Below are 12,906 nucleotides of genomic sequence, written 5' to 3' on the forward strand. Positions count from 1 at the left end.
AGTAGGTGAATTTGTGGAACGAATACCGATACTTCAAATGGGAGAATTTTTGCTAGTAACAATTCAAGTAGATATGCACGACAGGTTAGCAATGACCCTGCAAGATGACCTGACGAACCGCATCGTCAAAACAGGTGTCAAAGGTGTGTTAATAGAAATTTCTTCCCTCGAAATTGTTGATTCTTTTATCGGTCGCATTATCAACAATATCGCTAGTATGTCGCGAATTTTAGATGCGGAAACAGTTGTGGTCGGGATGCAGCCAGCGGTTGCTATTACGCTCGTTGAGCTGGGGCTTTCCCTGACAGGAGTTCGCACAGCTTTAAGCGTTGAAAAGGGCATGATTTTGTTAAGAAAATCCTTGGGTTGGTCTGTTGACGAGCAAGCGTAAGCAGTTGATTAATAGTCCCCTGACTGAGGCACAGGCAGTCAAGAAAACTAGTTTGTTTGTAGATACCTTGTTGACAAACTGAAGATTTCTTAGGACAGGGCTTACGCACTCAAGGGGGTTAAATCAAGGGTTGAGATTCCTGGACTATGTTCTCTTTTGAGAGAAAATCGTAGTAAGTGCGTAAGTCCTATTAGGAGAAACTAAGTTGATGAGCGTAAGTCCTATATTTTGGGGAGAAGTTCTATTTTGGTACAGTAGCCGCCATGTCAAAACGTGAGACACTAGAAATCCGATCGTCATCCGATATAGTCCACGTCCGACAGCAAGTGCGAAGTTGGGCTGTAGCAATGGGATTCGGTTTATTAGACCAAACGAAAATCGTTACCGCAGCCAGCGAACTCGCCCGCAATACTGTAGACTACGGCAAAGGGGGAACTGTAACTCTCGAAACGCTCCAATTAGGCACCCGCAAAGGGCTGAGGCTGATATTTGAAGACAAGGGGCCAGGAATTCCAGACATCGAATTGGCAATGACTGACGGTTATACTTCTAATCACGGTTTGGGTTTGGGACTCAGTGGTTCCAAGCGGTTGATGCACGAATTTGAGATTGTTTCCAAAGTGGGTAAGGGGACTAAAATTGTGATCGTCCGCTGGCGGTGAGTAAGTAATACGATTTGAGAGTTGAGATTTTAGATTAAAGAATTGGGAATGACTGATGACTATCGGGGTTTGGACCTTGCGTATAGTGGCATTCTTTTTTTAAATTGGTATAAAGAGCAACCAGCAAAGCCAAGAAGTGATTCTTGGAATGCAACCCCATACCCGGAGAGGGTTGGCCTATGGAGGATTTCATGATTAGAGCTGATAAAAAATGATAGATGCCGTAGCCCTGCCCGTAACAGAAGAAAGTCAAGTGGGAGAAGCGCGCCGAATCGCAGTCGCCCTCGCGACCGAAGTCGGATTTAACGAGACCGATCGCGGTAAAGTGGCAATTGTTACCACCGAAGCAGCAAAAAACGTGGTCAAGCACGCCCGCGAAGGAGAACTTTTGCTGCGAACATTAAAAACAACGGCAGGATATAGCATTGAAATAGTAGCGCTAGACCGGGGGCAAGGCATGGCAAATGTCTCGCTGTGTCTGCGGGACGGTTTTTCAACAGCGGGAAGCCCTGGAACTGGACTGGGGGCAATTAAACGCCTCTCTACTTTTTTTGATATTCATTCTGTACCAAAACTGGGGACAGCCTTATTAGCGCGGCTGGAACCGACCCAAAATAGCCGGGAAGCATCCCAAAACAGCAATTACTTAGAATTAGGGGTTATCCACTTACCGAAAGCAGGAGAGCAAATTTGCGGGGATTCGTGGGCTGCGGAAAATCACCTTGACAAAAACCTGATTTTAGTTGCAGACGGGCTTGGCTACGGGGATTTGGCGGAGGAAGCGTCTCGCGAAGCAGTGCGGGTATTTGAGGAAAACGCCAAACTCGGGCCGAAAGCAATTTTAGAGAAGGCGCACGCTGCTTTAAAAAATACCAGAGGAGCGGCTGCGGCGATCGCCCAAATCGATCCTACCCAACAAACAGTTTGTTTTGCCGGAATTGGCAACATCAGCGGTGTAGTGGTCACAAATAACCAAAGCCGCACCATGGTTTCCTACAATGGCACAGTTGGACATATGATGCGAAAAGTAGCAGAATTTGTTTATCCTTGGTCGCAGCAGTCCCTACTCATCATGCACTCCGACGGTTTGGCGGCGCAGTGGAATTTAAACCGCTACCCGGGTTTAGCCTCCAGACATCCGGCTTTAATCGCAGCCGTGCTCTACCGGGACTTCAAACGCACTCGCGATGATATGACAGTTATAGTAGCCAAGGTGAGAGAAGCAGCGTGAGTTACCCAATCCTGACGACGGAAGTCCGCTTTGAACAAGACATCGTACAAGTACGCCAAAGAGCTCGCCAAATTGCTAAAGGGCTGGGATTCGATTCCCAAGTACAAACCCGCATCGCCACAGCAGTTTCCGAAATTGCCCGCAATGCTTTCAAATATGCAGGCGGTGGCAAAGTAGAATTCATTGTGGAAGGGGAATCGCCCCAAATTTTTCGGACTCGGATTTCCGACACCGGGCCGGGAATTGCTGATTTACCGGCTGTGTTAAGCCCCAATTTTCGATCGCAAACCGGCGCGGGACTCGGTTTAGCAGCAGCGAAACGGTTGATGGACGAAGTGAAAATCGACTCTGCGCCCGATCGCGGAACGGCTGTACAATTAATTAAACAGTTTTCCAAACATATGCCTGCGCTGAGTGCGATCGAACTAAATAAATTAGTTGACAAATTAGCGCGCCAAATTCCCGAAGATCCCTATGCCGAAATTCAGCAGCAAAATCAAGAATTACTACGCACTTTAGACGAACTCCGCCAGCGTCAAGAAGAACTCGTACAATTAAATCAACAACTAGAAGATACCAATCGCGGAGTCCTGGCACTTTACGCTGAATTGAACGATAAGGCCGAATCTCTCCGGCGCGCCAGCGAACTCAAGACCAGCTTTCTCTCTAATATGAGCCACGAGTTTCGTACTCCGCTAACGGCCATTATGAGCCTTTCGGAAATATTGTTACATCGCCTTGACGGAGAACTTTCCCCCGAACAGGACAAGCAAGTAAATTACATTTACAAATCCGCCGAGTCTCTCGCAGAACTTGTCAACGACTCGTTAGATTTAGCCAAAGTAGAAGCCGGAAAACTAACTGTTCGCGTGGCTGATTTTGAAGTCGAAGATTTGTTCAGCGCCCTGCGAGGAATGATGCGCCCCCTGCTTCCCCAAAACTCTGCCGTTTCTATAATTTTTGAAGATCCTCTCGAACTTCCAATCCTTACAACCGACGAGGGCAAAGTTTCTCAGATTTTGCGAAATCTGATTTCTAATGCCCTTAAATTTACCGAAGCAGGTGAAGTTCGAGTTGCTGCGGAAATGGGAGAGGAGGGAACAGTTACTTTTTCAGTAGCAGATACTGGCATCGGCATTGCCCCAGCCGATCAAAGGCGGATTTTTGAAGAATTTGTCCAACTCGAAAACCCCTTGCAGAAGCGCGTCAAAGGCACAGGATTGGGATTGTCTCTGTGCAAAAAACTGGCGGAATTTCTAGGGGGAAGCATTGAAATCACAAGTTCACCCGGAGTGGGTTCGACTTTTTTTGTAACACTGCCGATTCTGTATCCTGGAGAGGAAGAAAACCCTTTGGAAATGTCCCCTGCTAAGGGAGATGAAATATCGCTGGCAAGCGCAAATTCTCGTAGCTTGCGGGGTTCCGGGGCATCGCCAGCGGCGGATTCAGCAGCCAAAGTTTTGATTGGGGAGGATGAAGATAGTTTTTCGGTATTTGCTGAAAAACTTGCCACCAATTCATTGTACTGCGATATAGGTCGCCAACGGCGCTGAAGGTTTGGGTGCGGCTGCTCTTTGAGCAACCGCAAGCAATTTTTATCGACATTGTGATACCGGGTCTGACCGAATTGGAGGTTTGGGAAGGTTGGAAATGCGATCGGACTACTTATCAAATACCTGCTATCGTGATGAATTCAAAACATTTTGGGTTACATCACTTTTTTGCTGTGCCGGGTGCTAGGACTGCACGATGAAAAATATTATTCCGATGCAAAGGGAAATGATATCAGGCATTGTAGCTTTGGAGAACTGAAGTCGGATGCTGCGAACCTAATTATATTTTTTTCACCGTATTTTATATTGTTCGTAAGAGCGTTAATTTAGAGCAGGCAAGATTTATTTAATTTGCAACAGCATTTAACCTTTGTGCTGTAAAATGTAGCAGTTCTCAGTTGGCGACTACATAGTAGGGACTTACCGAGGGCCTATTTTCGTGTAGGCGATCGGCTAAAATCCATGATAAATCTTGTTCTTAGCAAAGTCTCGATTAATAAAAGTAATGCAAGAGTAGGCCCGTAATCCGAACCCATACAAAATAAGCCATTCCCAATTCCCAATTCTAAAATCTAAACTCTAAAATCTAAAATGGTATGACTTTCATCTCCCTTCAATATGCCCTATTTTTGTTAGTTTTGTTCGCGGCTTACTGGTTGGTTCCGCTGCGGTGGTGGCGGATGTTCATCATGTTGGCGGGTAGTTTGATTTTTTACGCTTCGCTGCAAATTTGGTACATTCCTCTGCTGTTAGTCGGTGCTTTGTTTAATTACTGCTTGGCGATGGCGATTGGGGAACCTCTGGATTGGCGAATTGCCAATGAATCTTGGAACCGCCGCCGTTTGTTGCTGCTGTGGATAGGCATCTGCCTGAATGTGTTGCTGCTTCTGGGCTTTAAGTATGTGCCTTTTTTATTGAGTTCGATCGGCACTTTGTTCAATTGGCCTTTCGCTATCGACGGGGCTGACTGGGTGAAAAGTCACGTCATCGCACCCCTGGGATTGAGTTTCTTTTGCTTTGAGTGCATTGCTTATTTGATTGACGTGTACCGAGGCGCGCCGGCTGCTACTTCGCTGCTGCACTTTGCTGCTTACAAGTTGTTTTTTCCAAAACTGATTTCAGGGCCGATTACTCGGTATCACAACTTGATATATCAACTGAAAACCCAGCAATTTCCGACGCCCGATCGCATTTCTGAGGGACTTTGGACGATCGCCTTTGGTGCAGTAAAAAAAGGTCTTTTCGCAGATAACTTGGGAATTTATGTCGATTTAAGCTTTACCAACTTGCAGCGGGCGGGTAGCGAGGATTTGTGGCTGGCTATTTTTGCTTACGGGCTGCAACTTTATCTCGATTTTAGTGGCTATGTTGACATGGCGCGCGGTACTGCTTTGCTGCTGGGTTGGTATTTGCCACCAAATTTTGATTTTCCTTATTTTAGTGCCAGCATAGCTGATTTTTGGCGACGCTGGCACATGACTTTAGGCGATTGGCTACGCAATTATTTGTATTTTCCTTTGGGCGGTTCGCGAGTCGGTTTGTGGCGCACTTGTCTGAATTTGTCAATTGTCATGTTAATTGCGGGAATTTGGCACGGGGCAGCTTGGGGATTTATTGTGTGGGGGGGTTTACACGGTTTAGCTTTGGCGGTTCACAGGGTGACTGATGTGCTGTTTAAGCGGTTGCGGATTGAGTTTTTGTGGGAAAATCCGATCGGGATTGCGATCGGTTGGCTGTTGACTCAGGCGATGGTTTTTGGTAGTTGGATATTTTTCCGCCTTCCCGATTTAAAGGATTCTGGATGGGCGATTTCGCATTTGTGGGGACACACTGCTGACGTACAGTTTGCTGAGAAAGTTTATGGCGAAGCTTTGGGTTTGGAAAGAGTGCATTTAACTTGGATGTTGGCGGCTTTGGCTGCGGCGATGCTGGGAAATTATGCGTTGAGCCGGGGTTTGAAGTTAGAGTTAAATTGGCCGATGAAATTGGTGTTAGTGCCGCTTTGTTTGTATGCGGTTTGGGTGTTGGCTCCCGAAGGCGGTTTGCCTTATATTTATTTTGATTTTTAGGGTAGGATGTAATCCCCCGTAAGGTACACAGCGCGCACCCTACGACGACATTGAGGTGCGCCGCAGTGATTCCCCGCTACCTATTAGTGTCAACTTAAGCTTTTAGTTCGCCAGTCCTTCCACTCACCCAACAATCCGCCAGGGAATGAATTCCCTGTCTCATAGCTAAAGTCCTCTCAAAGAGGAGTGAAGAACTCATTAGTCCTCATAGCGAGGAATTTCGCTTTGAGGTTCTTGTTTCAAGCGCTGCCGGACTGAGGGTTTAACGTTAAGTTGACACGAATGCCCGCTACCCTACAACTCACACTCAACAGTCAACAATCATCTCGCTTCTGCACCCTACAACTGATAAGAACACCAGTCACTCCAGCTACCGACATAAAGTTTAGCATCGGGAATTCCGGCGATTTCTAAAGACAGTAAATTAACGCACGCCGTCACCCCGGAACCGCAATAAACAATAATTTCTTCGGCTTTTTCTAATTCTGTCCACCGCTGCTTTTGTTCGGATGCCGATCGCACTTTTCCAGTTTCATCCGTCACCCCTTGCCAAGGATAGTTAACCGCACCCGGAATGTGACCTGCAATGGGGTCGATCGGCTCCCGCAAACCTTCATATCTCTCGCTTTCTCGCGAATCAACCAACACCTTCCCTGGCAAGTCTTTACGCTCTTTTACCGCCTCAATATCGACCGCCAAATCCTGCTGCAAATGAGCAACAAATTTACCCTCGCGGGGGTCGGGCAAAGTATTTGTTACCGGATAGCCCGCCGCTTTCCAGCCGCTGAAACCGCCGTCTAACAAAGCGACTTTACTATGTCCCATATATCGCAGCAGCCACCACAAACGAGCGGCAAAAGCCAGCCGCGAATCGTCATATGCGACGACTAAAGTTTCTGGTGAATTAATGCCGAGCGCGCTCAATTTATCAGCTAATTCTTCCATATTTGGCAGCGGATGTCTACCGCCGTGTTTGCCCACTGAACTCGCGAGATCGCGGTTTAAATCTAAATAGAAAGCTCCGGGAATGTGACTTTCTTGATATTGTTTTTGTCCCAATTCAGGGTCGGCAAGGGAAAACCGACAGTCAATGATTACAAATTGCGGATTGTCGGTATTGGTGGCTAACCATTCAGGAGAAACGATTAAAGTGTTGTCAGTCATAATTTTTCAAATCTATATTTGAACATTATCTAGAAGGAGATTTTTTCTCGGGTTCTGCTTTGTCGGAAGGAGATTTCTCTGAAGCTCTATTTTCAGAATTGGATTTTTTAGGAGTTGCTTTTTCCGGAGTTTCTTTGGGCGAATTGGATTTTTTAGGAGTTGCTTTTTCCGCAGGTAATTTTTCGGCTGGTGCGGGAGTTGGAGTTGGCAGAGGGGGAGTTACTGCTGCTTCTTGAGCGTAAAGCAGATATTTCTGATACTCGATTACTTTTGCTTGAGCTAGTTGATGGTTGGGGCTAGAGACTGGTACTCTTCTCATTAATGAGACCGCTTCTTGCCAACGATCGGTAACTGTAGTCCAATCTTCCTTGCTTTTTGCCACTCGCCCTAATTCTGCTGCTTTGAGTGCGCTGTTAACGGCTTCTCGAAAAGTATCCGGTGCAGTTGCTAAATTTGCTGTTTCATCGGGATTCTCCCCCGCAGTTGCTGCTGGCTGGTTCAAAATTTTACCGACAAACGCCACCACGGCGATCGCCAACATACCTGTTACTAGCCCGACTACAATGAAAGTTGAGCGCAGCCGATTCTCAAATGCAGCAAGTTCCGGCGCTTTTTCCTCCTCAAAATTGTTATCCATCTCTGTGCGATCGTCCATATTAGCAACCGCAGTATTTGGCACAGATTCTCCCCCAAAGCTCTGTGGTTCCAAAGTGCTTTTCTCCAAACTAAACTCTTGACTCCAAGCAGCAGCAATCTGACCGCTTTCTCGGCCCTCAACCTTCACTTTGCGAATCGAATCCGGCTGCAAATTCGTCAGCTCGGTGCGGACAAAATCAACTAATGTATTTTCTATGGGTACCTGCTCGGCCTCAAGAATTAGATCCAAACAGTCGCCGTCGAGATTCGCCGAGGCTGTGATGCCTTCAGATTGCAACCGGCTGTTTAGCCAAGATGCGATGCCCTGCGGATTTCCCTGCTTGGCAAGTTCCTGAAAATTAAGCTCTGTCATAGCTGGACACCTGATAACGCAGAAGATAGAAGGTAGAAGGAAGAAAAAATGAAAAAGTCAGAAAGAGTTTTTTGGAGTTGAAAACACAATAACTGAAATTCAACAAATAGTATAATGTATCGTGGCAAATCCCAGCCCAAAGATGCAAATTATCACTCTCGCTAGCCCTGGCATCCCTTGGGAAAAGACTTTAGTCCTTTCTGCGAACCGAACTCAGGTTTGCAGTACAGCCACAAATCCTCTCCCTAAGTCGCCAAATAATACCATTGCTTCAAGCTGGTAATTGATACCGGGGGCGCAACATCAGATACTGCAACGGCATTAAGTTGAACCGCAAGCATCGTCCCTAAAACCGACATCCGGCTGAAAAAAGCCTCGATCGCGCGGATGCGAGATGGGAAATTTTAGATGAAAAATTTGTGCGATCGCAGTGCCATCGGCGGACAGCGAGTGATATCATCAGTTAGTCAATATTCAAGTTTTTATAGCAAATAACTCGATCGTACAATGGTAGCAATAGCAATTTTAGCTGCTGGACGCGGCACGCGCATGAAATCTGACTTGCCCAAAGTTCTACACGAATTGGGCGGTCGCTCGCTGGTTGAGCGAGTCCTGCAAAGTTGTCAAGAAATTCAAATTACCCGGCGACTTGTCATCGTCGGTTATCGAGGCGAACTCGTTAAAGAAGCTCTGATTAGAGGTCAAGAAATATCGGAGAAAATTTCTCAACTTCCTCCCCTAGAATTTGTTGAACAAACCGAACAATTGGGAACAGGTCACGCCATCCAACAATTGCTGCCTCACTTAGAGGGATTTCAAGGAGACTTGCTAGTCTTAAATGGGGATGTACCTTTGCTGAGGGCAGAAACTATCAAACAATTGATGGCAATTCACAAACAGCACCAAAACTCTGCTACTTTATTGACAGCTAATTTACCTAATCCTCAAGGGTACGGGCGAGTATTTACCGACAGTCAAAACTTAGTCCAGCAAATTGTCGAAGACCGCGACTGCACACAAGCTCAAAAGCAAAATCACCGAATTAATGCAGGGGTTTACTGTTTTCACTGGCCGGATTTAGAGAAAATTTTGCCAGAATTGAAGGCAGATAATGACCAAAAAGAATATTACCTAACTGATACGGTAAATTTCCTCAATCCGGTGATGGCGGTGGATGTGGAAGATTATCAAGAAATATTGGGAATTAACGATCGCAAACATTTAGCCACAGCTTGCGATATTTTGCAAACGCGGGTAAAGGACAAATGGATGACGGCGGGAGTCACGCTGCTCGATCCCAACAGCATTACGATCGACGATACCGTAGAATTGCAGCCGGATGTGGTAATTGAACCGCAAACTCACTTGCGGGGAAATACTTCGATAGCCTCTGGGAGTCGCATCGGCCCCGGCAGCTTGATCGAAAACAGTCAGATTGGGAACAATGTGACTGTGCTTTATTCGGTGGTTTCTGACAGTATGGTTGCTGAAAATTCGCGAATTGGCCCTTACGCCCACTTGCGGGGACACGCAGAAATTGGGGCGAACTGCCGCGTCGGCAATTTTGTAGAATTGAAAAATACTCAAATAGGCGAGCGAACTAATGTCGCTCACTTGTCTTATTTAGGCGACGCGACTTTGGGAGAAAAAGTCAACATCGGTGCTGGGACAATTACGGCAAATTACGACGGAAAAAACAAGCACAAAACTCAAATAGGCGATCGGAGTAAAACGGGTTCTAACAGCGTGCTGGTTGCACCGATAACTTTGGGGGAAGATGTTACTGTAGCGGCGGGTTCTGTGGTGACAGAAGATGTGCCGAATGATGGTTTAGTAATTGCCCGTTCCCGGCAAGTTGTCAAACCAGGTTGGAAGTTGAAAGAACCTCAAAAGTGAACGATTGTTCACTTTTGAGATGATGAGTTTCCACCTGCGAGTTTCGCATTCGATACCAAAGAAACGGGGTTTTTATAACGGGGGCGATCGCGCTCTAGGAGAGATTTTGGTAAAAAACCCGGTTTCTGCGTAACTCGGCAAGCTTGAGAAATCGGGTTGATGGCGATCGGCTATTTTTTGTTATTTTTGCTGGTGCAGATAGTTGTTAATCGCTTTGGCGATTTTTTCTTGCTCGTAGAGACTCATAGTGCGGGGTAGGGAGATGCGAGAGCCTCCACAAACTAACAGTCTGACTTCGTACCAAATGTCCTTATCCAGATCTTTTGTTCGATCGACTTCCACCCCATAAATCTCGCACAGAGAGTATTCAATTACTTTACTTGCCAACAAACCCCGCTGTTCCACACTCAAGATGTTTAAAGTTCCATCGAAGCTGTAGATTTCATTATTTCTCAAGACGATCACTGCGATTCCTGTGAGCAAAAATATGCCTCCTGTCCATCCCAACCAGCGCTCGTCTTGGCTTAAGCGCAGCAATCGGTTTTTTGCATTTTTAACAAAAAAATTGATGTCAGAAGCAACAGCGTCTTGGGTTCCCCAATTAGTGGAGTTAGCAGTAAAGGGAACATTGCCCGCAGAAGTCAGAAGTACAACTCTGGTTTTATACCCGCATCTTTGAACTTTAGCTCCCCGCAAAGAAGCAAGCTCAATTTCTTGGATTTTTGAACCCAGTAAATTCGATCGCACAATCTGGCAACTGCCTTGTTTTGCCTGCAATCGCTGGCAGCTCAGGGTTGCTTTATGATAATCAAAAGCCAGCCCGAACAGTCCAAAGGCCATGAATAAACAACTAGGCAACCAAAAATCCAATATGCTTTGAGTCTGAATTATTAATTCACTTGCTGTTTGCTTGATTATTTTCATTTATCTCGCCCTTAAATTCCAAAAATGATGTTACAGATCGCCTTACTAACCCCGATCAGCCGAATTGTTAACTTATATATTATTTGAAGTCGTCCTCTGCGATGACCCCTTTTATTTTGGTAATAGGTTAGCACTAAAATTTCTGACAGGCCACCAATGTCGCGAGTTTACCTGCTGCTGGGTTTAAGATAGCTTTCCATTATTTAAAATAGATGAATCTTAAAAATATATTAATTATGTTATAGGGAATAAAACGTTAGCTTCGCGCTCCGTAGGAAAGTAATCAGCCAGGTGAGTACAGGTTTACATTTTGTTACATTGGCAGGTTTATTTGCGCCTACTTAATTATCGTTAGTTATTAATTTGGGCGATTCCCTACAGGATAGCTACGGTTCACGGACTTGCAGGCCAAATACATTGCTAAGCGTGCGATTATCCCTAATCGAGATATAGCTGCGAATCAAGTCAGCCATTTTGTGTTGTTCTGTTAGTGAATAGCTTTTTAAACAGAGGATATCGCCCCCGAACATCCACAAATCAACATAATAGCTACGATTTCCGTCGCTATCTCCTATTTCCTCTAATTCTACCGCAGAAATCTCGCGAGTTGGGCATTCGGTAACATCACGAAGCCATACACCCCGTCCTTTAATGGTCATTTTGCTAAAAGTTTTATCAAAAATATATGTTTCATCTATCGCACCGTCCAACAAAGACAGCGAAAATAACAGAAATATGCCTCCACCTATCCAATTTGAAGCTAAAATAATCTGCAATAGTCCAATGACAATGAACGGAAAAATTAATATCAAACCATCCCTGGTGCGGCAAGTTTAAATTGTTAGTTGAGTTGGTGGTTTCGTGAGAAGTTTCATCAGTTTATTTGGGATTTTTACAAAGAAGGTAAATTACTTATCTATCCGCTGTCTGCAATTTTTAATGCACGGATTATTCTTTGACACTGCTTTGGACGATCGCACTTTTGGTGTTGTAAACAGCCTTGACAGCATAAGCATCGCCCGGACGTATCTGTAAAGCTCTGTTAAAATTTATTAAAGCGGTTTCATAGTCTCCCTGCCCGTAGTAGATATAACCGAGTTTCATCAATTGTTTGAAATCAGAATTTTGAGCAACAACACGAGCAGAATTAGGCTCATTTACACGTGCAGCAACAGTAGGAGATGGCTCGGCAGCAGGAGATGGCTCTTGAGAGAGGGATGGATAAGTGTTGAAATCAGAAGAAAAAGAAGATGGCGATTGCTCGTTCGACCCCTGATCTACATTAGGCACAGAACCATCGGTTTGGAAAATACCTATGGCAGGTAATAATGCAATAATAATGCCTAACAAGAAATACACGAGGAATCCAGTAACTTGAAGTAAAAATTGTTTACTAACTTTTTTATAGCTCCAATTTTTAATATGAAATACCCATAAAGTAAAGACCACAAAAAAGTAAAGCACTTCCCACGGAGTTGGTGGTTTAATAGCTTGAAATAACCCCCAAATATAACAAATAAAAATTAAAATAAAACCCAGACCGCCAAAAAACAAGACGATCGCAATACCAGGCATTTTCTATTTATTCCCTTGGTGTATAATTATTTAGCAAACTGTAAAGGTAAGGATTTCGGCACATTTTTAACCTGAAACTCTTTCCGCTGTTTGCTGTGTTAAAAATAGATTAGCGGTGACAACAGTTCGATCGCGCCCAGCGAATTTTAGGATTTTGGTTAGGATTTGGACTAGGAACTCGATCGCGACTGCCGCAAATGATACCCTCTACCCGCGATCGACCCGAAGAACCATTTGCACGGGGGCAAGCAACGGCTGGGACATCCAAAAGCTTTATACCGACTTGGCAAATGCCAAACAAGAATTAGCCCCCCACACCAGATGAGGGCTGACACCCGTAGAAAAGCGGCATCTGTGTAGCTTGTTGTGCGGCTACAGCCCAGCGGAAATTGCGGTTTTTCTCAACAAACAAATCAAAGGTGTCGAAGTTGA

General features: G+C 45.3%; 13 protein-coding genes. 9 read left to right on the plus strand and 4 right to left on the minus strand.

Annotated features, from left to right (window positions below):
* Positions 1-13 precede the first annotated feature (13 nt).
* The 5 genes from D0A34_12705 to D0A34_12725 all read left to right on the plus strand — a co-directional run bounded on the left by D0A34_12705 (position 14) and on the right by D0A34_12725 (position 5,906).
* The gene (locus D0A34_12705) at positions 14-391 is read left to right on the plus strand and encodes an STAS domain-containing protein (protein ID UNU19611.1); all 378 of its coding nucleotides are present in this window, start codon (positions 14-16) and stop codon (positions 389-391) included.
* A 263-nt stretch (positions 392-654) separates the two neighbouring features.
* Positions 655-1,053, plus strand: coding sequence for an anti-sigma regulatory factor (locus D0A34_12710; protein ID UNU19612.1), 399 nt, complete (start codon positions 655-657; stop codon positions 1,051-1,053).
* Positions 1,054-1,264: 211 nt separating this feature from the next.
* Complete coding sequence (locus D0A34_12715; GenBank protein ID UNU19613.1) at positions 1,265-2,284, plus strand: serine/threonine protein kinase; 1,020 nt, start codon at positions 1,265-1,267, stop codon at positions 2,282-2,284.
* Complete coding sequence (locus D0A34_12720; GenBank protein ID UNU19614.1) at positions 2,281-3,837, plus strand: histidine kinase; 1,557 nt, start codon at positions 2,281-2,283, stop codon at positions 3,835-3,837. The genes D0A34_12715 and D0A34_12720 overlap by 4 nt, the downstream gene beginning before the upstream one ends.
* A gap of 596 nt (positions 3,838-4,433) precedes the next feature.
* Positions 4,434-5,906 carry an MBOAT family protein gene (locus D0A34_12725; protein ID UNU19615.1) on the plus strand — a complete coding sequence of 491 codons (1,473 nt, stop codon included), beginning with the start codon at positions 4,434-4,436 and terminating at the stop codon, positions 5,904-5,906.
* Between the two features lie 339 nt (positions 5,907-6,245).
* Here D0A34_12725 and D0A34_12730 read toward each other — a convergent pair whose 3' ends face one another.
* Positions 6,246-7,070 (minus strand): sulfurtransferase, encoded by an 825-nt coding sequence (locus tag D0A34_12730; GenBank protein ID UNU19616.1) that lies wholly within the window; start codon positions 7,068-7,070, stop codon positions 6,246-6,248.
* A 14-nt stretch (positions 7,071-7,084) separates the two neighbouring features.
* Between D0A34_12730 and D0A34_12735 the strand changes: the two genes are divergently transcribed.
* The 3 genes from D0A34_12735 to glmU all read left to right on the plus strand — a co-directional run bounded on the left by D0A34_12735 (position 7,085) and on the right by glmU (position 9,975).
* A complete protein-coding gene (locus D0A34_12735) occupies positions 7,085-7,306 on the plus strand; it encodes a hypothetical protein (protein ID UNU19617.1) in 222 nt (73 codons plus the stop codon).
* A 132-nt stretch (positions 7,307-7,438) separates the two neighbouring features.
* Positions 7,439-7,807: a hypothetical protein gene (locus D0A34_12740; protein UNU19618.1), complete on the plus strand. Its 369-nt coding sequence runs from the start codon at positions 7,439-7,441 to the stop codon at positions 7,805-7,807.
* Between the two features lie 779 nt (positions 7,808-8,586).
* A complete protein-coding gene (glmU, locus tag D0A34_12745; GenBank protein ID UNU19619.1) occupies positions 8,587-9,975 on the plus strand; it encodes a bifunctional UDP-N-acetylglucosamine diphosphorylase/glucosamine-1-phosphate N-acetyltransferase GlmU in 1,389 nt (462 codons plus the stop codon).
* Between the two features lie 180 nt (positions 9,976-10,155).
* Here the strand turns inward: glmU and D0A34_12750 are convergent, their stop codons facing one another.
* The 3 genes from D0A34_12750 to D0A34_12760 form a co-directional block, all read right to left on the minus strand.
* Complete coding sequence (locus D0A34_12750) at positions 10,156-10,899, minus strand: hypothetical protein (GenBank protein ID UNU19620.1); 744 nt, start codon at positions 10,897-10,899, stop codon at positions 10,156-10,158.
* A 386-nt stretch (positions 10,900-11,285) separates the two neighbouring features.
* On the minus strand, positions 11,286-11,711 hold the full coding sequence (locus D0A34_12755; protein ID UNU19621.1) for a hypothetical protein: 426 nt from the start codon (positions 11,709-11,711) through the stop codon (positions 11,286-11,288).
* A gap of 136 nt (positions 11,712-11,847) precedes the next feature.
* Positions 11,848-12,003 carry a tetratricopeptide repeat protein gene (locus D0A34_12760; protein UNU22275.1) on the minus strand — a complete coding sequence of 52 codons (156 nt, stop codon included), beginning with the start codon at positions 12,001-12,003 and terminating at the stop codon, positions 11,848-11,850.
* 586 nt (positions 12,004-12,589) lie between these two features.
* Here D0A34_12760 and D0A34_12765 point away from each other — a divergent pair.
* Complete coding sequence (locus tag D0A34_12765) at positions 12,590-12,799, plus strand: hypothetical protein (protein ID UNU19622.1); 210 nt, start codon at positions 12,590-12,592, stop codon at positions 12,797-12,799.
* The last annotated feature ends 107 nt before the right edge of the window (positions 12,800-12,906 follow it).

This window comes from Microcoleus vaginatus PCC 9802 (assembly GCA_022701275.1).
In the GTDB taxonomy this organism is placed as follows: Bacteria; Cyanobacteriota; Cyanobacteriia; order Cyanobacteriales; family Microcoleaceae; genus Microcoleus; species Microcoleus vaginatus_A.